The 23,529-nt window shown below is 54.8% G+C and carries 27 protein-coding genes; 5 read left to right on the top strand and 22 right to left on the bottom strand.

Going from position 1 to position 23,529, the window contains the following annotated elements; genetic code table 11:
• Nucleotides 1-19: 19 nt before the first annotated feature.
• The 16 genes from O9H85_RS01975 to O9H85_RS01900 all read right to left on the bottom strand — a co-directional run bounded on the left by O9H85_RS01975 (nucleotide 20) and on the right by O9H85_RS01900 (nucleotide 15,109).
• The gene (locus O9H85_RS01975; protein ID WP_269879590.1) at nucleotides 20-481 is read right to left on the bottom strand and encodes a septum formation initiator family protein; all 462 of its coding nucleotides are present in this window, start codon (nucleotides 479-481) and stop codon (nucleotides 20-22) included.
• Between the two features lie 20 nt (nucleotides 482-501).
• Nucleotides 502-1,452, bottom strand: coding sequence for a 16S rRNA (cytosine(1402)-N(4))-methyltransferase RsmH (rsmH, locus tag O9H85_RS01970; RefSeq protein WP_269879589.1), 951 nt, complete (start codon nucleotides 1,450-1,452; stop codon nucleotides 502-504).
• An 83-nt stretch (nucleotides 1,453-1,535) separates the two neighbouring features.
• Nucleotides 1,536-1,973: a division/cell wall cluster transcriptional repressor MraZ gene (gene mraZ, locus O9H85_RS01965; protein ID WP_269879813.1), complete on the bottom strand. Its 438-nt coding sequence runs from the start codon at nucleotides 1,971-1,973 to the stop codon at nucleotides 1,536-1,538.
• A gap of 123 nt (nucleotides 1,974-2,096) precedes the next feature.
• Nucleotides 2,097-2,777: a DUF4349 domain-containing protein gene (locus O9H85_RS01960; RefSeq protein ID WP_269879587.1), complete on the bottom strand. Its 681-nt coding sequence runs from the start codon at nucleotides 2,775-2,777 to the stop codon at nucleotides 2,097-2,099.
• Nucleotides 2,726-3,130 carry a hypothetical protein gene (locus tag O9H85_RS01955; protein ID WP_269879586.1) on the bottom strand — a complete coding sequence of 135 codons (405 nt, stop codon included), beginning with the start codon at nucleotides 3,128-3,130 and terminating at the stop codon, nucleotides 2,726-2,728. The genes O9H85_RS01960 and O9H85_RS01955 overlap by 52 nt, the downstream gene beginning before the upstream one ends.
• Nucleotides 3,131-3,339: 209 nt before the next feature.
• Nucleotides 3,340-4,605 carry an adenosylhomocysteinase gene (locus O9H85_RS01950; protein ID WP_269879584.1) on the bottom strand — a complete coding sequence of 422 codons (1,266 nt, stop codon included), beginning with the start codon at nucleotides 4,603-4,605 and terminating at the stop codon, nucleotides 3,340-3,342.
• Nucleotides 4,606-4,658: 53 nt separating this feature from the next.
• Complete coding sequence (gene bshC, locus O9H85_RS01945; protein ID WP_269879583.1) at nucleotides 4,659-6,287, bottom strand: bacillithiol biosynthesis cysteine-adding enzyme BshC; 1,629 nt, start codon at nucleotides 6,285-6,287, stop codon at nucleotides 4,659-4,661.
• Between the two features lie 237 nt (nucleotides 6,288-6,524).
• Nucleotides 6,525-7,481, bottom strand: a complete 957-nt coding sequence (locus O9H85_RS01940) for an ABC transporter ATP-binding protein (protein ID WP_269879582.1) — start codon at nucleotides 7,479-7,481, stop codon at nucleotides 6,525-6,527.
• The gene (locus O9H85_RS01935) at nucleotides 7,478-8,503 is read right to left on the bottom strand and encodes an ABC transporter ATP-binding protein (RefSeq protein ID WP_269879581.1); all 1,026 of its coding nucleotides are present in this window, start codon (nucleotides 8,501-8,503) and stop codon (nucleotides 7,478-7,480) included. The genes O9H85_RS01940 and O9H85_RS01935 overlap by 4 nt, the downstream gene beginning before the upstream one ends.
• Nucleotides 8,504-8,562: 59 nt before the next feature.
• Nucleotides 8,563-9,477 carry an ABC transporter permease gene (locus O9H85_RS01930; RefSeq protein ID WP_269879580.1) on the bottom strand — a complete coding sequence of 305 codons (915 nt, stop codon included), beginning with the start codon at nucleotides 9,475-9,477 and terminating at the stop codon, nucleotides 8,563-8,565.
• The gene (locus tag O9H85_RS01925; RefSeq protein WP_269879578.1) at nucleotides 9,477-10,412 is read right to left on the bottom strand and encodes an ABC transporter permease; all 936 of its coding nucleotides are present in this window, start codon (nucleotides 10,410-10,412) and stop codon (nucleotides 9,477-9,479) included. The genes O9H85_RS01930 and O9H85_RS01925 overlap by 1 nt, the downstream gene beginning before the upstream one ends.
• Before the next feature lie 238 nt (nucleotides 10,413-10,650).
• A complete protein-coding gene (locus O9H85_RS01920; RefSeq protein ID WP_269879577.1) occupies nucleotides 10,651-12,309 on the bottom strand; it encodes a peptide ABC transporter substrate-binding protein in 1,659 nt (552 codons plus the stop codon).
• 302 nt (nucleotides 12,310-12,611) lie between these two features.
• Nucleotides 12,612-12,884: a late competence development ComFB family protein gene (locus tag O9H85_RS01915; RefSeq protein WP_269879576.1), complete on the bottom strand. Its 273-nt coding sequence runs from the start codon at nucleotides 12,882-12,884 to the stop codon at nucleotides 12,612-12,614.
• 13 nt (nucleotides 12,885-12,897) lie between these two features.
• On the bottom strand, nucleotides 12,898-13,293 hold the full coding sequence (locus O9H85_RS01910) for a DUF3397 domain-containing protein (protein WP_269879575.1): 396 nt from the start codon (nucleotides 13,291-13,293) through the stop codon (nucleotides 12,898-12,900).
• A 33-nt stretch (nucleotides 13,294-13,326) separates the two neighbouring features.
• Nucleotides 13,327-14,331: a ketopantoate reductase family protein gene (locus O9H85_RS01905; RefSeq protein WP_269879574.1), complete on the bottom strand. Its 1,005-nt coding sequence runs from the start codon at nucleotides 14,329-14,331 to the stop codon at nucleotides 13,327-13,329.
• 130 nt (nucleotides 14,332-14,461) lie between these two features.
• Entirely contained in the window at nucleotides 14,462-15,109 is a 648-nt protein-coding gene (locus O9H85_RS01900; RefSeq protein WP_269879573.1) for an RsfA family transcriptional regulator, read from the bottom strand.
• 292 nt (nucleotides 15,110-15,401) lie between these two features.
• On the opposite strand from O9H85_RS01900, the gene O9H85_RS01895 reads away from it, so the two are divergent.
• Entirely contained in the window at nucleotides 15,402-15,632 is a 231-nt protein-coding gene (locus O9H85_RS01895; RefSeq protein ID WP_269879572.1) for a DUF2626 domain-containing protein, read from the top strand.
• A 33-nt stretch (nucleotides 15,633-15,665) separates the two neighbouring features.
• On the opposite strand, the gene O9H85_RS01890 is transcribed toward O9H85_RS01895, so the two are convergent.
• Nucleotides 15,666-16,817: a class I SAM-dependent methyltransferase gene (locus O9H85_RS01890; RefSeq protein WP_269879571.1), complete on the bottom strand. Its 1,152-nt coding sequence runs from the start codon at nucleotides 16,815-16,817 to the stop codon at nucleotides 15,666-15,668.
• Between the two features lie 62 nt (nucleotides 16,818-16,879).
• On the opposite strand from O9H85_RS01890, the gene O9H85_RS01885 reads away from it, so the two are divergent.
• The 3 genes from O9H85_RS01885 (at nucleotide 16,880) to O9H85_RS01875 (ending at nucleotide 19,636) form a co-directional block, all read left to right on the top strand.
• Nucleotides 16,880-17,824, top strand: a complete 945-nt coding sequence (locus O9H85_RS01885) for a hypothetical protein (RefSeq protein ID WP_269879570.1) — start codon at nucleotides 16,880-16,882, stop codon at nucleotides 17,822-17,824.
• Between the two features lie 108 nt (nucleotides 17,825-17,932).
• Nucleotides 17,933-19,051, top strand: a complete 1,119-nt coding sequence (locus tag O9H85_RS01880) for a hypothetical protein (RefSeq protein ID WP_269879569.1) — start codon at nucleotides 17,933-17,935, stop codon at nucleotides 19,049-19,051.
• A gap of 66 nt (nucleotides 19,052-19,117) precedes the next feature.
• The gene (locus tag O9H85_RS01875) at nucleotides 19,118-19,636 is read left to right on the top strand and encodes a hypothetical protein (RefSeq protein WP_269879568.1); all 519 of its coding nucleotides are present in this window, start codon (nucleotides 19,118-19,120) and stop codon (nucleotides 19,634-19,636) included.
• Between the two features lie 44 nt (nucleotides 19,637-19,680).
• Here the strand turns inward: O9H85_RS01875 and O9H85_RS01870 are convergent, their stop codons facing one another.
• On the bottom strand, nucleotides 19,681-21,015 hold the full coding sequence (locus tag O9H85_RS01870) for a PhoH family protein (RefSeq protein WP_269879567.1): 1,335 nt from the start codon (nucleotides 21,013-21,015) through the stop codon (nucleotides 19,681-19,683).
• A gap of 106 nt (nucleotides 21,016-21,121) precedes the next feature.
• Between O9H85_RS01870 and O9H85_RS01865 the strand changes: the two genes are divergently transcribed.
• Nucleotides 21,122-21,655, top strand: a complete 534-nt coding sequence (locus tag O9H85_RS01865; RefSeq protein WP_269879566.1) for a YhcN/YlaJ family sporulation lipoprotein — start codon at nucleotides 21,122-21,124, stop codon at nucleotides 21,653-21,655.
• Between the two features lie 60 nt (nucleotides 21,656-21,715).
• Here the strand turns inward: O9H85_RS01865 and O9H85_RS01860 are convergent, their stop codons facing one another.
• The 4 genes from O9H85_RS01860 to O9H85_RS01845 all read right to left on the bottom strand — a co-directional run bounded on the left by O9H85_RS01860 (nucleotide 21,716) and on the right by O9H85_RS01845 (nucleotide 23,501).
• Nucleotides 21,716-22,168 carry a pyridoxamine 5'-phosphate oxidase family protein gene (locus O9H85_RS01860; protein WP_269879565.1) on the bottom strand — a complete coding sequence of 151 codons (453 nt, stop codon included), beginning with the start codon at nucleotides 22,166-22,168 and terminating at the stop codon, nucleotides 21,716-21,718.
• A 290-nt stretch (nucleotides 22,169-22,458) separates the two neighbouring features.
• On the bottom strand, nucleotides 22,459-22,731 hold the full coding sequence (locus O9H85_RS01855; protein WP_269879564.1) for a hypothetical protein: 273 nt from the start codon (nucleotides 22,729-22,731) through the stop codon (nucleotides 22,459-22,461).
• Nucleotides 22,728-23,192 carry a hypothetical protein gene (locus O9H85_RS01850; RefSeq protein WP_269879563.1) on the bottom strand — a complete coding sequence of 155 codons (465 nt, stop codon included), beginning with the start codon at nucleotides 23,190-23,192 and terminating at the stop codon, nucleotides 22,728-22,730. The genes O9H85_RS01855 and O9H85_RS01850 overlap by 4 nt, the downstream gene beginning before the upstream one ends.
• Nucleotides 23,193-23,219: 27 nt before the next feature.
• A complete protein-coding gene (locus O9H85_RS01845) occupies nucleotides 23,220-23,501 on the bottom strand; it encodes a YlaH-like family protein (RefSeq protein ID WP_269879562.1) in 282 nt (93 codons plus the stop codon).
• Between the last annotated feature and the right edge of the window lie 28 nt (nucleotides 23,502-23,529).

The following is a 23,529-nucleotide window of genomic DNA, read 5'->3' as shown; positions in this document are numbered from 1 at the left end:
CCTATAGTCATGGAGTGGTTCATGGTTGTTCTTTCGTTTTCTTGGCGCCAGAAGCGCTGGCCGTGCTTGAGGAGGAGCTGGCGGCCTTCCCCGAGCCGCCGCCCGCTCCCGCCGCTTTCATTTGGTCGGCTTCAGGCACGCGGGTGAAGCCGAGACGGTCCGCCTCCTTCAGCAGATGATCGCTGCTGGACAGATCGTTAACCTTCTTCTTCAGCACCATATTCTCGGCTTCCAGCACCTTGATATCTTTTTCAATCTGCTTAATATGGGCGTTCATTTCATAGATTTGAGCGTAGCGCCAAATAATCAAGCCCGCAACAACGACGCAGACGGCAACCGTAAACAGATACAAAAGCTTTTCCTGTACAGGCATTCCCTTGCTCCGTACTACCGGCTGCTGCTTGCCTTGCTGCTTCGGTTTGACCTGTTGGCTCTCCGTCCGCTGCTCCACCGCTAAACTTCCATGCATGTAAGCTGGCACTATGAAATTCCCCCTTAATATTAAAGTTTTTCCGCTATTCTAAGCTTCGCCGAACGGGCCCGCGTGTTCGCTTCCAGCTCTTCCGCGCCCGCCTCGATCGGCTTGCGATTGACTAGTTGAAGGACACCCGGCTTCCCGCAGACGCACATCGGGAAATCCGGCGGGCAGGTGCACCTCGCGACATGCTTGTTAAAGATTTGCTTGCAGATCCGATCCTCCAAGGAATGGAACGTAATGACCGCAATGCGGCCGCCCGGCGCTAAACAGCGGATCGATTGCTCCAGGGCGTCCTCGAAGGCGCCGAGCTCGTCGTTTACCGCGATCCGCAAGGCTTGAAAGCTGCGGCGGGCCGGATGAGGCCCCGTTCTGCGGGCAGCCGCGGGGATCCCTTCCTTGATCAGCTCCGTGAGCTGGCCGGTCGTCTCGATCGGCCCCTTCTCCCTGGCGCTTGCGATGTTTGCCGCGATACGCCGGGAGAACTTCTCTTCCCCGTACTCGAACAAGATCTTGGCGATCTCTTGCTCCGTCCATTCATTCACGATTTCCTTGGCCGTGAGCGGCGCCGTCCGGTCCATGCGCATATCCAGCTCCGCATCGTGATGATAGCTGAAGCCTCGATCCGCTTCGTCGAGCTGGGGAGAGGATACCCCGAGATCGAACAAGATGCCGTCTACCTGCGGACGTCCGTCCCGCAGCGCTTCCTGCACGCCGGCCAGCTCAAGCTCGATATGGCGGAAATTGCTGCGGATAAGACGCACTTTGCCGGCTACCGGCTCCAGCCGCTTCGCCGCATTCTCCAGCGCGACGTCGTCTTGGTCGAATGCGATGAGCAGGCCGCTGCCGTCAAGCCGCGAAGCGATCTCAAAGCTATGTCCGGCGCCTCCCAAGGTACAGTCCACGTAGACGCCGTCCCGTCGTATATGTAATCCTTCTACTGCTTCTTCTTTCAAAACGGTGATGTGATGAAACATAGATGTCGGTCCTCCTGAGTGTTGTAAAGAACGCTATGCCGTTATTGGGCATACGCTCCGCATTAAGGTTGGAGCTCTTCGTCTTACAGATCGAAGTTGAAATCCACAAGCTTCTCGGCAATCTCGTTGAACGATTCCTCCGATTGCTGGAAATAGTTTTCCCAGATTGCCTTGCTCCAAATCTCCACCCGATTGGAAACGCCGATGACGACACAATCTTTATCCAGCTTCGCATGTTCAATCAAGTTATTCGGCAGGTTCACCCTGCCCTGCTTGTCCAGCTCGCACTCCGTGGCGCCCGAGAAGAAGAAGCGGGTAAAGGCGCGGGCATCGGATTTCATCATGGACAACGTCTTGAGCTTCTGCTCGAGCACGCTCCATTCCTCTCTCGGATAAACGAACAAGCATTGATCCAAGCCGCGGGTGACGATGAAGGACGCTCCTAGGGCTTCACGAAACTTGGCCGGCACGATCATCCGGCCTTTCTCGTCGATCGTGTGCTGATACTCCCCCATGAACATCCGCTCGCCACCCCCTTTCCTCCACTTTACCCCACTTTCCACCACTTGTACACTAATACTTCGCCACATTAATAAAAAATCCTGCTGCGTCATGTGACTGCAGCAGGATTTTTTTCGGTCTCCCTATTCCTGTTTATTCGGTGCTTCCGGCTCTCTGGACATTTCCTCCGGAAGCGGCGTTTCCATCGTTTTTTTGTTTTCCGCTTCCAGTCTTTTACGGATATCGGAGAGCCTTTCCTTCCGCCCCCTACGCAGGAACCACACCGGAAGTCCGATAACGAGGGCAAGGATCAAGACGGGAAGCGCGCCGGCCAGGATGATCACGATCCACTGGAAAACGAGCGACAGCACGGCATACGTGCCGTTCAGCGCAGAACCCGCCCGCTGGAGCAACGGTCCCCGGTCCTGACCGTTGATGACCTCCGCAGAACCGAGCTTCTGGAAGATGCGCAGCTCGATCGTCGAGTAAGCGACATTTTGCTCCAAATACCTCATGCGCCCTTTGATGCGTTCTATCTCCTCCTGTACCTTGCCAAGCTCGTTCGAGAAAGCGACCAGCTCGTCGGTCTTGGATGCCTTCTCCATGAGGGACAGCAGCCGGCTTTCCGCTACCTGCTTCGCCTTAAGGCGTGCATCGAGGTCGACAAACTCCTCTGTGACGTCCTGTCCCTGCAGATTTTTCTGAAGCGCGGGGCTGATTTTCTCCAGCCGGTCAATGAAGGATTGGAAGCCGCCAGCAGGTACTTTAATGCTCAAGTTCCCGCTTTTTTCGGAAGCCGACACGCTCTCGTTGAACTGCAGCACATACCCGCCAGCTTTACCGCTTCCTGCACTTCCGCCTGCTTCTGGGCGTAATTGTCCACCTGCATGGTCAGACGGCCCGAATAAATAATTTTGCGGCTAAAAGGATCGGCGGAGGCAGGCGCTCCGTCCTTGCCGGTAAAGCCCGCCCCCGGCGAGACAGCGGGTAACGCCTCCTTCGCAGCGCCGCTCTGCGTCGCGGAGGAGCTATTCGTACCGACGGCGGCGGCGTCATTCTTGGCCGAGTTCATCGCCGCCGATCCGGCCTTCGCGGCGCCTGCATCCTTGCTTTGCGAGGAGCTGCACCCCGCAAGCCACACCGATAGCAGCATGGCAGCCGCGGCCGCTTTCACCACCCCGCATCGCTCTCTGATCGGATACCGCGCGTTTCATAATTCCGTTCTTTTTGGCATTCCTCATCTAGATTCCCCCCTTGATACGAGTCGCGAATCGAAATTAAATTCAGCCCGCACCCTACTGACGAGGAGAATTATGGAGTTGTTGCAATTTTATTACAATTAAAAAAACCTCTCCTCGCTATTAGCGAAGAGAGGCCGGTCAAATCTTAGTGCTCAGCCCAACTGTCAAGGTAAGCTTGCTGCTCCGAAGTCAAGGAATCAATGCCGATTCCGAGCGCCGCCAGCTTGAAGCGGGCCACCTGCTCATCCAGCTCGTAAGGCACGTTGATCACTTTGCTGCCGATTTGCTTGTAGTTGTCGTTCACGTACTTCAGCGACATCGCCTGAAGCGCGAACGTCATATCCATGATTTCCGCCGGATGCCCGTCCCCTGCCGCCAGGTTCACGAGACGTCCTTCGGCTAAAATGTAGAACTTCCGGCCGTCCTGCAGCGTGTACTCTTCGATATTGCGGCGAACGGTACGCTTCGATACCGACAAGGCTTCCAGCTCCGGCTTATTCACTTCGACGTCGAAGTGGCCTGCATTGGACAGAATCGCGCCGTCCTTCATGACCTTGTAATGCTCGCCGCGAATGACGTCGCGGTTGCCCGTGACCGTTACGAAGAAGTCGCCCACCTTGGCCGCTTCGCTCATCGGCATGACGGCAAATCCGTCCATGTACGCCTCCACGCCCTTGATCGCGTCGATTTCCGTCACGATTACATTGGCGCCCAGGCCCTTGGCACGCATCGCCACACCTTTGCCGCACCAGCCGTAGCCGACCACGACTACGGTTTTACCTGCAACCACAAGGTTCGTCGTGCGGTTGATGCCGTCCCATACGGATTGTCCGGTTCCGTAACGGTTATCGAACAAATATTTGCAGAATGCGTCATTGACCGCCACCATCGGGAACTTCAGCTGTCCTTCCTTCTCCAGCGATTTCAGACGCAGAATGCCCGTTGTCGTTTCCTCGGCGCCGCCGCGGACTTTAGCCAGCAGATCCTGGCGCTCGGAGTGCAGAATGGTTACCAGGTCTCCGCCGTCGTCAATGATGAGATCCGGCTCCGTCTCGAGCGTTTTGATCATGTGTTCCTTATATTCCTTCGGATCCGGATTGTACTTCGCGAATACGGTAATGCCGTCCTCTACCAACGCGGCGCAAACATCGTCCTGCGTCGACAGCGGATTGCTTCCGCAAATGGCCACTTCGGCGCCGCCGGCAGCTACCACTTTCGCCAAATAAGCCGTTTTCGCTTCCAAGTGAAGCGAGATCGCCACCTTGAGCCCCTTGAACGGCTGTTCCTTCTCGAACTGCTCGCGAATCCGGTTCAACACCGGCATATGGGCATTCACCCAATCAATTTTCAAATGGCCTTCATGCGCCAGGGCGATATCTCGGATGATGCTTCGGTCAGCGGTACTGGTCATGGATCAATAATCCTCCTTAGGAATGGGCAAGGGCAGCCCGCGGTTTCTTATTCTTACATATAACATACAAAATGATGTCCGTCCACGTCATAGGACGCATCCAGCAGCTCCTGCAGCCAGCCTTCGCCGTATTTGTTCAAATAAGCAAATACATTGTAGATACGCTCCTGCGGCTTGCCGTCCGGAAGAATCGACATGCCGACGCGTTGGAATTGTCTTAAGCCCGACTCATGCTGCGACTTGACGGCATCCTCAGCCTTATGCTCAAGGAAATCGATCTGCTCCAAAATTTTGCTTAGATTCGTATCCCCCAGCTTCTTCAGACCCGGGTTCACCTCGCCCAGCAGCTCCACGAGCGGAGCGTACCGCTCACGGAAATCCTCCTTGACGGACTGGAAGCGCTCCGACAGCTGCAGCCGGTCTTGTTCCTGCAGCCACGCCTGCTGGCGCTCTTCAAGCCGGAACAACGCATCCTCCACGGCCAATCCGTACTTGCCCATGTTCTTCTGTACCGTCCCTTCCAGCAAGGTGTACCCGGTACGGGGAATCAGAATCGGCATATTCATGCCAAAGAGCTCGAACGCTCTTCGGGTCAACCCCCAATAAGCGATTTCCGAGGAACCGAGCACCGCGCCTAGCACGGGGAACAGATAATCCTGCATCAGCGGCCGGGTCATAACGTTGTTGCTTAACCGCTCCGGAGCGGTTTCCGCCCAATCGAGAAGCCCCTCGAGACTGTAGTGCCGTTCTTCCTTCCGGTCCGTAAACCCGCCGGATTCCGACTGATACAGCAGAATGCGCTCTTCAGGATCGAATACGAACAAATTGGCGCTCCGCTCCGAGACTTCCGCCTGCGGTTCATAGCCCAAGCGGACGAGCTCGGCCTTAGCTTCCTTCAGCGCCTGCCCCAATTCGCCGTTCCGTTCCAGCAAAGTCCGGAACATCGGCCCTTCAAGCCGGCGCAGTCCCGGATCGTCCGAGTCGACGAGAATTAAACCGTAACGGCTGAACAGCGAAGCGAGCAGCCCGGCAAACAAATCGACCAGCGTATCCGATTTTGCCGCCAAAGCCCGAAGAGACTCCAGCAGCCCGGCCTTGAATTCGGTCGGAATCAGGGTCGTATCCAACTGCCCGATCGCGTCTTCCCACTGCTCCGCCGATATCGGCGTTCGGCTTACCGACGTGCGCAGGCCCGTAGGATGCTCCAACTTGATTCGGTTAAGTTCCAGCTCCGGCGTTAAGGCGATTACATGATTGACCTCGTCAAAATCATGATCCTCGCCCGCGATCCAGAACACGGGCACCACCCGGCGGTTCAGCAGTTCGGAAGCACGCTTCGCTTCCCGGATGATCGTAACCGCTTTGTAAATGACGAGCAGCGGGCCTGTGAACAGGCCGGCTTGCTGTCCGCCCACAATGGCGAGCGTCCCGGGATCTCGAAGAGCTTCAATCGCCGCCAAAGCCTCCGGTGCCGCACCGGCCTTCTCATTGAACCGCTTCAGCGCATCCGCGAGCGCGCCTCTGTCCGCTCCGAAGGCGCGCTTCGTATCGAGCCACTCCGCCCTCCGCTTCCAGCTGTCCGTCTGAAAGGGCTCGTATTCATACAGCGGCTCTGTATTCCCATATCTTTGCAAATAGTCTTCCGTCAAAGGCTGGCCGGAATTCCAATGAAATACTTCCATCCTCATCCTGCAGCGCCACGCTTTCTTATGTATTTCAAGCCACTTCCCATTTGTTGCAGGGAAGCCTCCTTTATTGTACACATGATCCCGGAAATCGTCAAAAGAGATCTGTGCTAAGACATACTTTTGCGCACGGGAGGTCACCTGCTCCTGCTACACTGACAAGCACTTTGCTTCCTGCAGCAGCTTCTGCATACAAAAACCTCCCGGACAGCGGGTCCGGGAGGCTTCCTTGGATTAATACAAATGACAAGCGGTAAAATGGCCGGGCTCCACTTCTTTGAACTCCGGCATGGAGGCCGCGCATTCCGGCATCGCCTTCGGGCAGCGCGTCCGGAACGGACAGCCGCTTGGCGGGTTCAGCGGGCTTGGAATTTCGCCCTGCAGAATGATGCGTTCACGCGTGCGTTCGATCTCCGGATCCGGAATCGGAATCGCGGACAGCAGCGACTGCGTATACGGATGCAGCGGCTTCGCATACAGCTCGTTCGCTGTCGTTACCTCGACCAGCTTGCCGAGGTACATCACCCCGATGCGATCCGAAATATGCTTCACCATCGCCAGGTCATGCGCGATGAATAAATAAGTAAGGCCGTGTTCCTTCTGCAGGTTCTTGAACAAGTTGACAACCTGCGCTTGTACGGATACGTCCAAGGCCGAGATCGGCTCGTCCGCAATAATGAATTGCGGCTCGATCGCGAGCGCCCGCGCAATCCCGATCCGCTGACGCTGACCGCCCGAGAATTCGTGCGGGAAGCGGTTCGCATGCTCGTCGTTCAAGCCGACGGCGCGCAGCAGCTCGAATACCCGCTCCTTGCGGGCTTTGCCGGAGGACAAGCTGTGGATGTCGATCCCTTCGGCAATAATGTTGCCGACCGTCATCCTGGGATTGAGTGAAGCATACGGATCCTGGAATACCATCTGCATTTGACGGCGGAATTCCTGCTGCTTGCTGCCGCGCAGCTTGTGGACGTTCTCTCCGCCAAACATCACTTCCCCGTCCGTAGCCTCGTACAAGCGAATGATCGTACGTCCGGCCGTCGATTTACCGCAGCCGGACTCCCCTACGAGACCGAACGTTTCGCCGCGGTTGATCGTAAAGTTCATATTGTCTACGGCTTTGAGGATCTTGCCTCCGCCGAGATTAAAATGCTTTTTCAAGTTGCGTACCTCAAGCAACGGCTTGCTGCTCATCGATGTCCACCTCCCACTTCCACTGGACGTTCCACTTTAGGCGCATCGGGATGCAGCAGCCAGCAGGCGGCCGAGTGCGTCTCCGACAGCGTCGTATGCTCCGGATCAACCTCCACGCAGGCTTTCATCGCGTAAGGACAGCGCGCGGCGAAGGCACAGCCCTTCGGTGGCGCGAACAGATCCGGCGGCGTGCCCGGAATCGGCACCAGGTCGCTCTCCTTCTCCTGGTCCAGACGCGGAATCGAGCGAAGCAGGCCCCAAGTGTATGGATGCTTCGGATCGTAGAACAGCTCGTCTACCGTTCCTTGCTCCACCACTTTGCCCGCATACATGACGATGACGCGTTGAGCCATTTCCGCCACGACCCCAAGGTCGTGTGTAATGACAATAATGGACGCCTCGGTTTTCTCCGAGAGCTCCTTCATCAAGTCGATGATTTGCGCTTGAATCGTCACGTCGAGCGCGGTTGTCGGCTCGTCGGCGATCAGAAGCTTCGGCCGGCAGGCCAAGGCGATGGCGATCATCACGCGCTGCCGCATCCCGCCGGAAAATTCATGCGGATATTGAACCATCCGGCCTTCCGGATTCGAGATTCCCACAAGCTTCAAAATCTCAAGAGCGCGCTTGTCCGCCTCTTCTTTCTTGAGGCCTTGATGCTTGATCAGACCTTCCGTAATTTGCTTGCCGACCGTCATGGTCGGGTTCAAGGAAGTCATCGGATCCTGGAAAATCATGCCCATTTCGGAGCCGCGGATTTTCTCCATTTGACGGTTCGATACCTTCGTGATTTCGGTTTTGCCGTCGAACAGGATGGAGCCTCCTTTAATGACACTTGGAGGCGAGGGGATTAGCCGCATGATCGTTTGCGCCGTTACGGATTTACCGCACCCGGATTCACCCACGATAGCCAGCACTTCCCCTTTCTTCAGATGAAACGAAACGCCGCGAACGGCCTGGACCTCTCCGACATAGGTTGAGAAGGATACCTTGAGGTCCTTGACTTCCAATATATTTTGACTCATGGATTAACACCTCCTGGTGATGCTCTTGCATGATGGGCTCATGTCAGAAGCCGTACAAACTACTTCCGCATCTTCGGATCCAGCGCATCGCGCAGCCCGTCGCCGAGCAGGTTGAAGCTCATCAGTATCAAGCTGAACAGGATCGTTGGGAAAATGACGCGGTGCGGATAAAGACGAATATTATTCGCCCCGTCGGACAGCAAGGAACCGAGCGATGCGAGCGGCACGCGAATCCCGAGACCGATAAAGCTGAGGAACGACTCAACGAATATGGCCGACGGCACTATAAACGTAATTTGTACGATAATAATCCCCAGCGCTTTAGGCACCAGATGCTTTAAAATTATGCGTGCGCCGCCGGCGCCGAGCGTCCGTGCCGCAAGCACGTATTCCTGCTCCTTCAAGGTCAGAATCTGGCCCCGCACAAGCCGGGCCATCGGCACCCAGCCGGTGATGGCGTAAGCGATAATGATCGTCTTGAAGCCCGGACCGATCACGATAATGAGGAGAATCGAGATCAGCAGGAACGGAATGGAGTAAACAATTTCAATAATGCGCTGCATGATGTCATCGACGCGGCCGCCATAGTAAGCGGATACGCCGCCGTAAATAACGCCGAGCGCCAGGTCAAGAAGCGCTGCGGTAATCCCGATCAGAAGCGAGATCCGCATGCCCCACCATACCCTGACCCACAAGTCCCGTCCGAAGTCGTCCGTTCCGAACCAATGAGCGGCGGAAGGCGGCTGGTTTTTAATCTCATACACCTGTGTGGCGTAATCATATTTGGAAAGAAGCGGCCCGAAGATGGCGAGCACGATCAAGGTAATAAGCGTAATCAGTCCGAACATGGCCAGCTTGTTCTTCTTAAGCCGGCGCCAAGCGTCCTGCCAATAGGTCAACGAAGGCCGGACGATGACTTCTTTCGATTGGCCTTCTTTCGGAAGCGGCTGGAAGAGATCTTTGGACATTTCCATTACTTCGAACCTCCTTTGGACAGCCTGATCCGAGGATCAATAAATCCGTAAATGATATCGGTGATGAACAAAATGCTGACCAGCAGCACGGAATAAAAAATGGTCAAACCGGTAATCATAGTATAGTCGTTCGAATAGATCGACTGTACGAAATGCCGGCCGAGTCCCGGAACGACGAATACCTGCTCGATGACCAAAGTACCTGTGATCAGATTGACGAAGATCGGACCGAGCACCGTAACGACAGGAAGTATGGCATTACGAAGCGTATGTCGAACAACGATGGAGCTTTGGGACAAGCCTTTGGCCTTGGCCGTCTTGATATAATCCTGATTCAGCACATCAAGCATCGACGTTCGCATGAGCCTCGCTAGAATCGCTATCGTACCGAAGGAGAGTGCGATGGCCGGCAGAATCCGGCTGGACGGCCCAGTCCACATGCCCGGAGGAAGAATCCCCCATTTTACCCCCACAAAATAAGAAAGCAGCGGCCCCAGCACGAAGGAAGGAATCGAAATCCCGATCACGGCCGTGAACATCGCACCGATATCGGCGCCCTTGTTATGATTCAAAGAAGCGATAATCCCAAGAATGAGACCAATTGTAATGGAAATGAGCAAAGCCCACAAGCCAAGCTCGAGCGAAGCAGGAAAACCTTGATGAATAATATCCGTGACTTTCCGGGTCGGGAACTGGAACGATACTCCAAGATCCCCGTGAATGACATTATTCATGTATTTCAGATATTGCTCCCAAAGCGGCTTGTCCAAGCCGTACTGGGCATACAGCACTTTTCTTGCTTCGGCCGTCATTTTCGTCGAATCTTCCCCAAACGGGTCGCCCGGCAAATTTTTCATGAGCACAAACGTGAAGGTGACGATCAGCCATAGTGTGATTATCATGTAAACCAAACGCCGCGTGATGTAGCGAAGCATGGCACACCTCCTGAACTTGATAAGAGAGAAAAAACGCAAAACAGTCCACCCGCCTTTGGGGAGCAAAACTGCTTCGCAAGCATGGCCGCTTGAGACTATGTTTGCGAAGCAGCTCCGCTTCGTTCCACATAGACAATCGAGATCCTGAATGCACTTAAACAGAAAAATCGGAGCCGTTCCGCAGCTTTCAGAACGGCCCCATCTGAACTATAATAGCTTGAAACGGGCTTGCCTAACCTTACTTAATGGAAACCCAGCGAAGCTCCCATTCTTTGGACATAGCCGGCAGAATTAGGCCGTCTACGTTAGGTTTCTTAGCGTAAGGACGTGTACGGAAATAGATCGGCGAGATCGAAGCGTCGGACATCAGAAGTTTCTCGGCGTCTACGAGCATTTTGGAACGTTTAGCCAAATCGACTTCTTTGTCGGCGCCTCTTACAAGATCATCATACTGCTTATTGTTGTAGTCCATATAGTTGAAAGATTTGTTATCGGACAGCCACATGTCAAGGAACGTCATTGGATCGTTGTAATCCGCGCCCCACAGACCGATCAGCGCGTCAAAGTTGTTTTCCTGCATGTTCTTCACGCGAAGGGCGAAAGGAAGCGGCTCGCCTTCGACGTCGATGCCCAGGTTTTGCTTCCACTGCGCTTGGATGAACTCGATGGACTTCTTGGAAGTATCGGTATCATCGCTCGTCAGTTTGAATTTAGGCAAGGACGTCAGGTTCATTTCTTTCAAGCCTTCAGCCAGCAGTTGCTTTGCTTTCGCCGGGTCGAACGGAGGCTGCGTATCGCCTGCCACTTTACGGAATTCCTGTTTGTTGCCGTCGGATACCGTTCCTGGAACAAGACCGGTAGACGGAATGGACGTTCCTCCCAGTACGACATCAGTGAAAGTTTTGCGGTCTACAGCCATACCGAGAGCTTGCTTGATCTTGGTATTAGAAAAGGCCGGAACTTTCTTGTTTTGGAACAGGATGTAGGCAGTTACAAATTCTTTCTTGAACACGAGGTCCGGCTTGCCTTGGTACATCTTCGGCTGCTCATTTTTAAGCTCAGTCAGATCCACCTGGTTTGTTTCGTACATATTCAGAGCCGTGTTCGGGTCTTTGACAACGTTTACGGTGACCTTAGTCAGCTTTACGTTAGCCGCATCCCAGTACTTATCGTTCTTCACCATAACGAGCTGCTGCTCATGGTCCCATTTTTCGAGCTTGAACGGACCCGCACCGATGACTTTATCCGCATCCGCGCCGTTTTTGTCGCCTTGCTTTTTAACAAAATCTTCTTTTTGCGGGAAGAACAATGGCAAGGACAATTGGTCCGTGAAGAAGGCTACAGGTCTTTCAAGCGTAATCTCAAGCGTCTTGTCGTCTTTCGCTTTCACGCCGAGAGCCGCTTTCTTCGCTTCAAGCTCTTCCGGCTTCGCTTTGTTCAGCTCCGCGCCGCCTTTGATCCAAGCCAGCATCGTAGCGTATTTCGCTTTGGTAGCAGGATCCAGCGTACGTTGGTAGGCATACACGAAGTCCTTCGCCGTCAGCGGGCTGCCGTCAGCCCAAGCAAGGCCATCGCGCAAGGTAATCGTATAAGTCAAGCCGTCCGGAGAAATTGTCGGCAGCTTGCTTGCCAGCGCCGGCTGCGGTTTGCCGTCGGCATCCAGACGGTACAGCCCTTCATTGACCGCGTTCAAAATTGTGAACGTCGGATTCGTTGTCGCAATCGAGCTGTCCAGCGCAGGCGGCTCTGCCGCCATATTGATCCGAAGCTCTTGAGCAGGCGCTTTCTTGTCTGTCGTGCCCCCTGCCTGATTCTTGGTGTTGTCAGAGCATCCGACCGCCGCCGTGCCAAGCATGGCCGTTACGGCAGTCAGGACCAGAAGTTTATTCAACTTCATTGTAACCCTCCTCTAAATTATGTAATTATATGGGAACTCCACGCCTTGTTATGTTATCTGACATGGAAATCACACCAATAAACCACTAGTAGATAATATAATTTTTTAGTTAAAATGTAAAGTGTGAAACCGTTGCCAAATAGAAATTATACAACCAGAGGTTAATAAAATCCACAAATATTTTTTGGCCTCTGGAAGTTTAATGACAGTTTTTCACTTTATTTTCCAATAAATGTAGGCAAAAAAACAAGGAACCTATGGATTAGGCTCCCAAAGTAAGCAGCAATTTATTCGCCCATCTCTTATAAGTCGGACTTGCGTCCGGAATGCAGCACCTTCTCCACCGCGCCGGTCAGTTCCCGGTACACGTCCGTTTCCACCTGCATGCCGAGCTGCGTCTTGGCAAACACTTCCCCTTTGGCTGAAGCTACGTATTTGGTCGGAAGCCGGTTCAGCGCTATAGCCATAATATCGCTCTGTTCTTTCTCGCTCAGCTCCCCTAGCCCCTCCTGGTGAAGCATCAATTCCTTCAGGCAGGCCCTGACCATATCTTCCATCAAATTATGTACGTTCATCCTTGATTCCCCCTTATTGGATGAGCAAATTTTTGCCGATGCCGATCAGCATCAATAGAACATAGCAAGCCGTGAGCACCAGGAATCCGAGCCGGCTTAACGTTCTGGCGATCTTGATCAAATCGATCCGCCCCCGCAGCCGGTTCTGCATATTCCCGAGCAGCCCCGCCGCTACAAGGAACAGGAGCAGCACCGTCCAGAGCAGCATGCCCGAACCGAAGATGCTGCGTCCCATATAAGCTACCGAGCCGATCAAAAACAGCGTTGTCATATCCATGCTGAGGTGGGTGGCTCTGCGTTTGTCGCGGCTGACTCCGAAGACGATGAACCACGTGATGAAAAAGGCGACGAACGGAACCAACGCGAGTAATATATAGAGCTGGTAAAGCCAATTGAGCAAGGAGCCCATACCCGTTTATCACCCGTTTTCCAGAGCGTAATCTTATTCCGCCTGCGTTTGGTTGTTCTCTTCCAGCGCCTTGACCAGCCGATACGCGGTTTGCGTGACCGGCATCGGATGTTCCGTCACCCGGGCCCTGTCCAGCAACCCCCCGCTTATCGAATCGATCTCCGTTCGTCGTCCGGCAAGCACGTCCTGAAGCATAGAGGAGCGGTTCGCAGCGGTAAGCCTGCACACTTCCAGCACTTCGTCCCAGAGTCTCGGCGCCAGCTCGATTCCGAGCTTGTCCGCCAGGCCCGCACCTTCCTCGAACAGCTCGCGCATTAACCGGCAGGCCTCGGGACGTTCAGGCAGCTCTCCGTTCCTTATCCGCAAAATCGCGGTCAGAGGATTGATTACGGCATTTATCAACAATTTATGCCAAACTCGGCTAGTGATGTTGTTCGACATTAATGCGTGGAATCCTGCTTGCAGCAGGCAGTCCAGCCAACTTTTTTGCATTCCCGCTCCATCCGGTGCTTCCGAAATGCACGCTTCCGCCGGGCCGATCCAGGTCGTCCCTGTTCCCGTATGCTCCACTTCGGTAAAAGAACGCTTCAGCGCGCCTTCCGTAGTAACCGAAAGCCAAATGTCGGAGAGCGGGATGACGGCCGAGAGCTTGTCTACGTGACCGATCCCATTCTGGATACATACAATCTGCGCTTTACCCTTTGCTAGGGCTGCCGTCAGCTCCGCCAGTTCCCTCGTGACGGCCGTCTGCTTCACCGCGAGGATAATATAATGGGGTTCCTCCCGCATCATCTCACGAATTTGTCGCGTTGAGGAGGCCATGTCGCTCAGCGCATTCACGACCAGAGGCGCGTCCTCGCCTGCCGTCTCAATCCGTCTCCGTATCCCGTTTACCACGAGGAAGAGACCGGATTGCCGAAGCTCGTCCCGCTGCCGGTCCGTACGAACGATCAGCTCCGCAGGCTGCCCCGAGAGCGCCAGCTTAGCGCAGAGCAGCAGCCCCATCGCGCCCCCGCCAACCACCGTAATGTTTGCCAAAGCCAGCAGCTCCTCACCGTTTTTTTCCTATCCTACCATATTCCTCGTCCTTTGGAAAACTCGCTTTCCACGCCAAAAGAGCCCCTCCGTCCGTCTATAACGGACCAAGGAGCTCCAGGCTTCCGGATATTTATTCGATTCGTTCCAGGTTGCCGTTCGGATCCATCTTGAATTTCGGCTTCCCTTCATCCTCTTCTTCCATCAGAAAGGCCAGCTTCCGGGCACGATCCATAATTTGAATGAGCGCTTTATAATCATCGTTGACCACTCGGTAATCGGTAGCCACATCGCTGACCTGGCGGCCCAGTTCCTCATTCTCGCCGCGGAGCCTCTCCAGCTCTTCCTGCTTCTCGTTCAGCTCCTTCTCCAAATGGCGGATATGCCGAACCATCTCCTGATAGCTGCCCTTCCATTGACGGAGAAACCGGATCACCGCGTCGACCGACAGCTCTTCCGACAAGCTCTCGCCCCGGCTGACATGATCGCTGATGCCAACGGTCGCCACGCCGTTCGATACGGAGGCGAAGGAAGGAACCTGCTTGCGCTGCTGGTTGCGCTTCTGCCGTTGGGCCTTGGCGATTTGTATGGCCGCCTCGTATTTCTTCCTCACAAAGCTGTTCCACCTGAAGCCGCACGCAGCTGCCGTTCTCCCAATCTTCTCCCCGACTTCCTCGAAAGCGGACAGCTGGGTGCTGCCCTCGCGGATATGTCTTAGCGTGACCTCCGCCAATATCAAATCGTCTTCCTCACTCCATGCATCTTGTCTGATCGCTGTCATCAAGCCGTCCTCCTAACCCCGGGGGTAATCGTCACATCTATGAAAGGTGGTGCATGAAATATTGCGTTACTTCATCTCTATGCCCATACTAGAGTTCATAGAATACTTTTCTAGTAATTTGTATTGCCATTTTTGCAGGACGTCATACATGTTTGTTCGGGAATTCGGACACATTAGCTATAAATCGCACAAATTGACGCATTTTCGTCACGGATTGGACGTTTACACTGTCAACTTCAGAAGGTATAATGTGGAATAGTACTGTACGTGCGCAAAGAAAGGGGGATGCAGGATGGATCGCATGTTTCGAGTTCTCGGCTTCTGGACGCTTGCCATCGGTTTGATGGCGCTCGCCGGTGATTTTATACCCATGGCGTTGATCTTCTTCGCCCAAACGGCGATTTTCGTGCTCTTAGGATACATGAAATTGTCCGAACGTGCCTACATATTGATTTTCTGGGGGTACATGATCATTTCATTTACCGGCTTTACTTATTGGTCTTTCTTCAAAATGTCCGTTTAAGACATGCAGCACAAAAAGGTGAGCCGGCGCTGACTAGCGCGGATCACCTTTTTTTTGGATCAATACCTTGAACAGCTCGCTCATTTGGTCGCTCAGCAGGAGCTGGCGGATGGCCCGGTTCCGCCTGGCTGCAGGGGAGAACGGGTCCGCCGCATCATGGTCCTGAAGCTTGCTCAGCAGCCCTTGCTCGACCAGAAACTGCTTCTGCGTCAGCAGCCGAGATTCCGTCACTCCGGCTGCTTCACCCGCGTGCAGAAGGGCGCTGAAGTTGACATGGGCGGTCATATCCTGCTCGCCGGGGAATTCATAGGGTGCGGCCGAAGCCAAGTGCTTCCGGTAGCACATCAGCGTCCCCGCTATCCGGTGAGGGCCGTATATTTCCCGGGAAACATCGCCGTAATCCACCGTAAGCACCCAGCCGCTCTCCATCCGTTCCGCCACTCCGGCAAGCCATGATACGGCATCCGTATTTACCTCGATCGTCTGCCCGTCGCGCTCCGGAACGGCCTCCCGGGCAACGTAACCCAAGACCTCCGGATCCTTCAAAGGCCTTAATCGTTCCCGGAACCAGTGCGACTCTTCATCCCAGCCTACCGCGATTTCTTCCCAGCCCAGACCTTCCCGGTAACGAAGCCGGTGAACCGGCATCGCATCCAGAAGCTCGTTCGACCAAAGCACGGCATGGCTCCAAGGACCTTCCCGCCGCCATTCCTCAACGCTCAGCAGCCGAACCCGTCCGGCATGCTCCGCCAGCGTTTCCCGCTGCAGCCTCCGGTGATATTCGCTCGTCTCTACACCGATATAACGGACGCGCTCATAACATTCCGGTGAACCGGAACGGATCGCATCCAGGACATCCTTCGCCAGCTTGCCGCTCCCGCCTCCCCATTCGATCAGGGTGAGCGGTTCCTTCATTCCGGCGTCGGCCCACTGCTTCATGATCCATTCGGCCAGCATTTCTCCCATGAGGCCTCCGATCGACGCGCTGGTGTAGAAATCGCCTTCTTTGCCGATTTTGACGCGTTCGCTCGTATAGTAGCCCCAATCGGGATGATAAAGACAATGCTTCATATACTCATAAAATGAGATCGCGCCGTCCGGCTGAAGCTCCATTCGGCTGCGAAGATACCGGATCAGCCCATTCCCTTCCGATTGACGCCCCGCTAAGCCGAGCTCCATTTCCATGCAGACAAACCCTCCCCGGATAGCTATAATAGGATGAGATGATAAACGGAGGGAGAAACATCTTGCTTACACCCAAAAATATTGCAATCCCGCTCCTGCTCGGCTGTGCCGTTCTGCTTACAGCGGGCTGTACGGATCATCAGCAGCTGAAGCAGCAGGTCGTGCAAGCCGCCAAGAAGCAGGAGGAAATCCGAAGCTACCAATTTACCGGTTCCGTGAACCTGAAGCTGGATGCCGCCTTGTTCCAAGGGCTGCCCCCGATGACCGCAGCCATGCTCTCCCTGCTCAAGGAAAGCACGATCGAGTATACCGGAGCCGCTTCCTCCGCCGACGTCTTGCAGACGGAAGCGGATTTAAAGATTACGCCGAAGGGCGCCGCTGCACCGATTCCGATGCCCGTACTCATTAAAGATAACAAATTATACCTGCAGTTGCCAGCCGTAAATAAGCCGGACGAATATACGTCGATTCCGCTTGATAAGGGCGCCGCTTCCGCGGATAAGCTGAAAAATGCCGGTCATCTGAACTCCGTGCTAAGCGGTAAGCTTCTGGAGGGAGTCGACCCGGCCTGGATCGGGACGGACAACAAAACCGAGAAGCTGGCGGACGGCTCCACCGTCAAGCATCTGACCATAGACGTCACGTCCAAGAACGAGAAGGCAGCCGCAGACTATTTGGCGGGAAGCCTGCCCGCGCTTCTCGGTGAGCTCGTGTCGAACGGACTCAGCTCGCAGGGGCAGACGGACGCCTGGAAGAAAACAGCCGAGTCCATCCGGCTGACCGCCCCTTCCAGCATCACGCTGGCCGTGGACGAGCAAGGGTATATCCGCCGGCAGAGCGGCCAGCTTCATTTTACACTGGGAACCGCGAAAGACAATGCCATTGAATGGACCCAGGAGCTGAACGGAATCAATCAGAAGGTGACTTTCGCCAAGGAAACGCCAAAGCAGGTCAAAACGCTCGACGATATTCTCCGCTTGCTGCCTAAGCCGCAACCGCAGAAATAATCATCGGTATCCAATGCTTCCGCCCTCCGGGCGGAGCTTTTTTTTGTCATCTTTTTCCGTTTTCTATGATAATCTTAAGGAAGAGGATACTTAGGGGGACAGGCAGGCATGAGGCTGAAACGAATCGTCGTCGGGCTCCTGCTGCTCGGCCTTATAACCGCAAGCATTATCCCTGCAGCGGCTGCGGAAGCCTTGAATACGGATAAGGAGCTGCTGCAAAAGGGACTTACCGTGTATGAAATCGATAAGGAATTGAGCCGCATCGCGGACAAGCAGGCGCAGCTTGCGCAGCGGCTCCAAGCGACGGAACAGCAGATCGCTGCGGCCGACAGGGATGCCAAGGAGGCCAGGCGGCATGCAGCGGGAGTCATCCGCGCTTACTATATGGGGGACCGGGACTCGCTGTGGGTATTGATCTTCTCGATCCGTTCCCTGTCCGATGCGTTATCTCTTTGGGAATATACGCAAATGATTGTACGGAGCGATCAGAACGCGCTGAAGAGCCATACCGAGGCGTGGAAGCGTCTGACCGGCTTGCAGGCCCAGATCCAGCAGGCCCAGCAGGAGCTAAAGGATGCGAAAGACAGGTATACGAATGAAAAAGCCCGCTTGACCATGCTTCAGCAGGAGGTGGACCGGCAGCTGTCGGCCTCCGCCAATGCGGATTCACTGCAGAAGCAGATGCAGGATCTGAACCGGCTCTGGCGCGATCGGGGAATTCCTCTGTTTAAAACTTACTTCCAAGCGCTTGCGTCGGCCATGAAGCAGCTCCCCGAGATCGTCTCCATGCCCGCATCCGCCCAGGGAGGGTCCAAACCGGAGAAGAGCGGCAATTTGATCATGAACGGCCTGAATTATACGTTCCAATTGTCGGATAGCGAGCTCAATGATTTTCTCCGGCAAAAGAACGAGCTGTTCCGGAACCTCACCTTTCAATTCACAGAGCAGCAGGTCGTCGCTTCGGGACGGCACGACAACCTCGATATTCAAATCAAAGGCAGCTACCGGCTCGCCGTGAAGGACGACGGGAAGAACAAGCCGTATATCCGGTTCCAAATGGAGGAGCTTACGTTTAACGGCTTCAGCTTGCCTCAAACGACGGTTGAGGATATGGAGAACCAATTCGATCTCGGGATTTACCCGCAGCTTGTTACGCCCTTCCTGCAGGCTACAGGGGTCAAGCTGCAGGATCACCTGCTGAGTATCTATTTGAAGCTGGGTCTGTAGTTGCAGCCGCCGGCTTTTTTGCCGATAATGGAAAGTAATGTTCACCTTGAATAAGGAGGATTCCCCATGACGAAACCGCTGCGTAAATACGGCCTGCTGATGGACTTGCCGGAGGATAAGCGGGCGGGCTATTACGCTCAGATCGTGAAGGCGCTCGCAGGACGGGCGGCGCTCTTCGACCGGGACAAGGAACTGCTCATCTTCTCGAAGCCCGGAGAACGGGACGATTCGCTGCCCATCATGCAGCAGTATGCCATTCCTTATGAAGAAACGGATCTGCTTCTCCTGCCCGCGGAGGCGCTGCTTGCTCCGACCTTCACCGATTTCGGCCTGGTCAGCAGACAGGAGCATCCTTATGTGTTCGCCGATCTCGCGGCCGTCTTCCGGCTGGCGCCTGCACCGGGATCCGGGCGTCCGTCCGAACCTGATCAAGCCTTCGCGCAGCTGCAGGAGCATTTACTCGCTTGGTATGCCGGCGAATCGGAGGGAATCCGATACGGTGTCGCTGAGTCGCACCACCGCGAGCTAATGGAACGGATCGCGGTCGCATACGGATGCGAAGTGAGCTGGGTGGAGCCCGAGTAAGCAAAGAGGTACGCGTCTCCGAGGAGAACGCGTACCTCTTTGTTTTACAGCAGATCGGCCGCGAGCTGCGCGAGATGCGACCGCTCGCCCCGCTCCAGCGTGATGTGACCGCTGATGCCCTGCTCCTTGAACCGCTCCACGACATAGGACAGCCCGTTGCTCGACGCATCCAGGTAAGGGTGGTCGATTTGCTCCGGATCGCCCAGCAGGACGATTTTGCTGCCCTCTCCTACGCGGGAGACGATGGTTTTGATTTCGTGCTTGGACAGGTTCTGAGCTTCGTCGATGATGATGAATTGTCCCGGGATCGACCGGCCACGGATGTAGGTCAGCGCCTCCACTTGGATGCTGCCGAGTCCGGCGAGAATTTTATCGATATCCCCAGGCTTCTTCGTATCGAACAAAAACTCCAAATTATCGTAAATCGGCTGCATCCACGGACGCAGCTTCTCTTCTTTCTCCCCAGGTAAATAGCCGATATCCTTGCCCATCGGGACGACGGGACGCGCGATCAGCAGCTTCTTGTACTTGCGCTCGTCTTCGACCTTCATAAGGCCGGCCGCCAGCGTCAGCAGCGTCTTCCCCGTACCCGCCTTCCCCGCCAGCGTCACAAGCGGAATTTCGTCGTTCAGCAGCAGCTCGAGGGCCATCCGCTGCTGTGCGTTCCGGGCGGCTATGCCCCAGATCGGCTCATTGCTGAGGAAGAGCGGCTCCAGCTTCTTCCCTTCCGCATTTGCTTTCAGCAGCGCCGATTTGCTGGATCCCATCTCGTCTTTCAGAATGACGAACTCATGGGGATGTATCGGATAGCCCAAATTCAGCGAGGCGATATTCAAATGCCGGTACGTGTAAAATTCGTCGATAATCGAAGGATGAACATGCAAGGTCAGGTTGCCCATATACAAATCCCCGGGCATGTTAATGACCCGGTCGGTCAAATAGTCTTGAGCGGTAATCCCGAGCACATCGGCCTTAATCCGGACGAGCACATCCTTGCTGACCAGGATGACCGGTCTCGGCTCCGTCTTTTCCGCCTCCTCCAGATGGTAGTTCAGCGCTACCGCCAGGATGCGGTTGTCGTTCGTAACCTCCGCGAACACTTCCTGAAGCTTCGCAAAGCTTCTATGGTTCAGCTCCACCTTCAGCTTGCCGCCGTTAGGAAGCTCTATGCCCTGGAACAACTGCCCCTCCGTCCGCAACCCATCCAGCATGCGTGAAATTTGTCTTGCATTGCGGCCCAGCTCATCCGCATTCCGTTTTTTGGAATCGATCTCCTCCAGCACCACTGCCGGTATAATCACCTCGTTATCCTCGAACGCGTGGATGGCGTTAGGATCCTGTAACAGTACATTGGTATCCAGCACATAAATTTTTCTCATGTGAGTCCCTCCCAGGTTTGGTGTTTGGCTTCTGTTCGGTACATAAGAAGTAGCTTGTAAGGACAAACTAACCAAAGCTGATGAAACACAGAAAGGACGATATCGTATGAGGATGTTTGTTGTGGCTGTCCTGTTGCTGTCCTTATTGGCAGGATGTAACCAATCACCAAAAAGCGGAGCTGCCCCCTCTCAGTCAGTTGATCAAAACCGGCAAGTGCAAGTGAAGCAGACGGCACCGCAGAAAAAGGAAATTCAAGACCCCAAAGCCGTTGCCCAGCGGTTGGAGCAGATTGCCACCAGCGTTCCCAATGTCGAGAGCGCCAACTGCGTTGTGTTCGGCAATACGGCCGTGGTCGGGATCAACGTACCGCCGGCTATGGATCGGGCCAAGGTAGGGACAATCAAGCTGTCTGTAGCGGAGGCGCTCAAAAAAGATCCTTACGGCGTCAACGCCGTCGTGACGGCGGATATGGATCTGGCGGAACGACTGCGCATGGTTCGTGCAGGCATCCAGAACGGAAGGCCGATAAACAGCTTCGCCGAAGAGATGGCGGCCATCATCGGGAGAATCGTTCCGCAGATGCCGAGCGACGTGGTTACGCCAGAACCACAGAACCGGCCCAAGGCTGCGACGCCTTAAAGGGTATCGCCATATATGGGTATGACAAAGAGGAAAAAAGCCTAAGAACAGCAACCGGTTCTAGGCTTTTTTCATGGCATGAAAGACCTGCGTGTCCAGCTTGTCAGCCGCACGCTTGTCATATGTTTTTTCATATTCGGGGGCGCACGAGATGCGGGCTCCGTAGAACATGGCATCCCGTACCGACGTCACTCCGATGTCGAAGCACGCCAGCTTGAATGGAACCTCTTCGAGCGCTTCCGTAACGAGTGCCGCTTCGCCGTAAATCGCGTGAACGGACCCCGCTCCGATATACGTCAGGTTCACTTGCGGGTTGTTCCTGATATTCGCCACAATGCGGGAACGCGCATCCACAGCGAACCGTACGGTTTTCTCGTCCACGGCGAAGAGCCATGAAATGGCGTTCACGCCGGGTCCGCCGCTCTCGTGGTCGACGGTGCCGAGCAGAGCGAACGCTTCTTGCTGCAGAGAGTCGAAAAGCTGTTGCGAAAGAGCTGTGATCGTTTCTGCCATAGAGTCCCCTCCTACAGGCTTTACAAGGTAAAGCCACGTCGTAAGCAACTTCTTAAGTTTTGTCGATAGACAAAACTGCGTTGTAAGCATCAACTCAGGCTTTACGAAGTAAAGCCATGCAAAACCACATCGTAAGCTTGTAAACCTTTTACACCGGTTTAATCTGGGCTAAACCGGTTACTGCTATGTCCATTATACCATAGGAACAAATCGTCAGCTACAAACAGTTATCCCGGCCACTCCCTTCAAACGATGATAATTTATATTATAGGCGCGCCGCTAGTTATATGTCATTCATTGTATTTCGGGTTGGAATTAATGTCCGACAGCAGCTGCTCGGCCGATTCGCGGTCGAACATCTGCAGCTTCGGCGTCCCTTCGAGCACGTAACGGATCCGGTACATCGTCTCGTCGTTCGTCGCCTGGAATTCCTTCAAGCGATGATCCTCCCGCAGAATAACCTCGAAGAAATCTCTCGTTTCCGCTGCCGCAAGGTCGTCCGGTCTAGCCTCGGCTACGATCCGGATTTGCAGCCAATTGAACAACGCATCCCGCAAATTCATGAATGGCTCTCCTCCTTCAGCATAATGACCTGAGCCCCTGCCTTAAGCCAATCCTTCATTCGTTCAAGCCAAGCGGGGAGTTCCCCTTCCGCTGCCTCTTCTCCCGCGCTAAGCCATTCCAGTGCCTCGTGCGGCAGGGGCAGCCGGTGGAGATAAGCTTCGGCGCAATGCGATAACGGCCATACACCTTCCTGGGCCGAATCCTCATAAGCAGCCGCAAGCGTCAGCGCCTTTCCCCCGTCCATGGCAAAAGGAATCGCTGACGTTCCGCACGCCTCCTCATCCGCCTCGTCGCCGAGCAGCAGGCCGATCTTGAACGGCAGCAGCAAACGGGGGTACCGCTCCCTCAGCTTACGAACCAATGGCAAGTGAAGCGCTTCCGGTTCCAGGCTAAAGCGCTCGGAGCCGAGCGTCACCCGCTCCTCCTCCCAAGTCACCGGCGTTAACCAATAGCGGGCCATTCGGTCTCCTCCTTGCTCACAGCTTCTCTACTCCTGCTGCTGCTTCCGGCTCGCACGGTCTTGAACGAAGTAACGGATCCGCACCATAAACATGAGCGCCACGGCGACCGTCAAGCTCGGCACGATCGGCAAACCCGCGATTTGGAACAGCATCAGCATGACGGCGCCGACCGCAAGCAGCGCATAAATGATCAATGCCTTCAGGACAGGCAGCTTTCTCGTTCTAAACACTTTATTATAAACATAGGACATCAGGATGAAGATCATGAGCCATGTCCAAAAAGGATTAGCAGCAAACCATTCGTACATAGGATGGCCTCCCGGTTCTTTATCGTGA

This window comes from Paenibacillus gyeongsangnamensis (genome assembly GCF_027533625.1).
GTDB classification, from domain to species: domain Bacteria; phylum Bacillota; class Bacilli; order Paenibacillales; family NBRC-103111; genus Paenibacillus_G; species Paenibacillus_G gyeongsangnamensis.
This window is presented reverse-complemented; position numbering and strand designations above follow the sequence as displayed.

Excerpts from the sequence above, each read along its gene's own strand:
- O9H85_RS01865 (WP_269879566.1), top strand. The coding sequence starts at position 21,122 with ATGAGGATGTTTGTTGTGGCTGTCCTGTTGCTGTCCTTATTGGCAGGA.
- O9H85_RS01915 (WP_269879576.1), bottom strand. The coding sequence starts at position 12,884 with ATGAACGTACATAATTTGATGGAAGATATGGTCAGGGCCTGCCTGAAG.
- O9H85_RS01900 (WP_269879573.1), bottom strand. The coding sequence starts at position 15,109 with ATGACAGCGATCAGACAAGATGCATGGAGTGAGGAAGACGATTTGATA.
- O9H85_RS01875 (WP_269879568.1), top strand. The coding sequence starts at position 19,118 with ATGACGAAACCGCTGCGTAAATACGGCCTGCTGATGGACTTGCCGGAG.
- bshC (WP_269879583.1), bottom strand. The coding sequence starts at position 6,287 with ATGGAAGTATTTCATTGGAATTCCGGCCAGCCTTTGACGGAAGACTAT.
- O9H85_RS01855 (WP_269879564.1), bottom strand. The coding sequence starts at position 22,731 with ATGAATTTGCGGGATGCGTTGTTCAATTGGCTGCAAATCCGGATCGTA.
- O9H85_RS01895 (WP_269879572.1), top strand. The coding sequence starts at position 15,402 with ATGGATCGCATGTTTCGAGTTCTCGGCTTCTGGACGCTTGCCATCGGT.
- O9H85_RS01910 (WP_269879575.1), bottom strand. The coding sequence starts at position 13,293 with ATGGGCTCCTTGCTCAATTGGCTTTACCAGCTCTATATATTACTCGCG.
- O9H85_RS01890 (WP_269879571.1), bottom strand. The coding sequence starts at position 16,817 with ATGGAAATGGAGCTCGGCTTAGCGGGGCGTCAATCGGAAGGGAATGGG.
- O9H85_RS01860 (WP_269879565.1), bottom strand. The coding sequence starts at position 22,168 with ATGGCAGAAACGATCACAGCTCTTTCGCAACAGCTTTTCGACTCTCTG.
- O9H85_RS01920 (WP_269879577.1), bottom strand. The coding sequence starts at position 12,309 with ATGAAGTTGAATAAACTTCTGGTCCTGACTGCCGTAACGGCCATGCTT.
- O9H85_RS01850 (WP_269879563.1), bottom strand. The coding sequence starts at position 23,192 with ATGGCCCGCTATTGGTTAACGCCGGTGACTTGGGAGGAGGAGCGGGTG.
- O9H85_RS01870 (WP_269879567.1), bottom strand. The coding sequence starts at position 21,015 with ATGAGAAAAATTTATGTGCTGGATACCAATGTACTGTTACAGGATCCT.
- O9H85_RS01935 (WP_269879581.1), bottom strand. The coding sequence starts at position 8,503 with ATGAGTCAAAATATATTGGAAGTCAAGGACCTCAAGGTATCCTTCTCA.
- O9H85_RS01880 (WP_269879569.1), top strand. The coding sequence starts at position 17,933 with ATGAGGCTGAAACGAATCGTCGTCGGGCTCCTGCTGCTCGGCCTTATA.
- O9H85_RS01930 (WP_269879580.1), bottom strand. The coding sequence starts at position 9,477 with ATGGAAATGTCCAAAGATCTCTTCCAGCCGCTTCCGAAAGAAGGCCAA.
- O9H85_RS01845 (WP_269879562.1), bottom strand. The coding sequence starts at position 23,501 with ATGTACGAATGGTTTGCTGCTAATCCTTTTTGGACATGGCTCATGATC.
- O9H85_RS01950 (WP_269879584.1), bottom strand. The coding sequence starts at position 4,605 with ATGACCAGTACCGCTGACCGAAGCATCATCCGAGATATCGCCCTGGCG.
- O9H85_RS01925 (WP_269879578.1), bottom strand. The coding sequence starts at position 10,412 with ATGCTTCGCTACATCACGCGGCGTTTGGTTTACATGATAATCACACTA.
- mraZ (WP_269879813.1), bottom strand. The coding sequence starts at position 1,973 with ATGTTCATGGGGGAGTATCAGCACACGATCGACGAGAAAGGCCGGATG.
- O9H85_RS01940 (WP_269879582.1), bottom strand. The coding sequence starts at position 7,481 with ATGAGCAGCAAGCCGTTGCTTGAGGTACGCAACTTGAAAAAGCATTTT.
- rsmH (WP_269879589.1), bottom strand. The coding sequence starts at position 1,452 with ATGTTTCATCACATCACCGTTTTGAAAGAAGAAGCAGTAGAAGGATTA.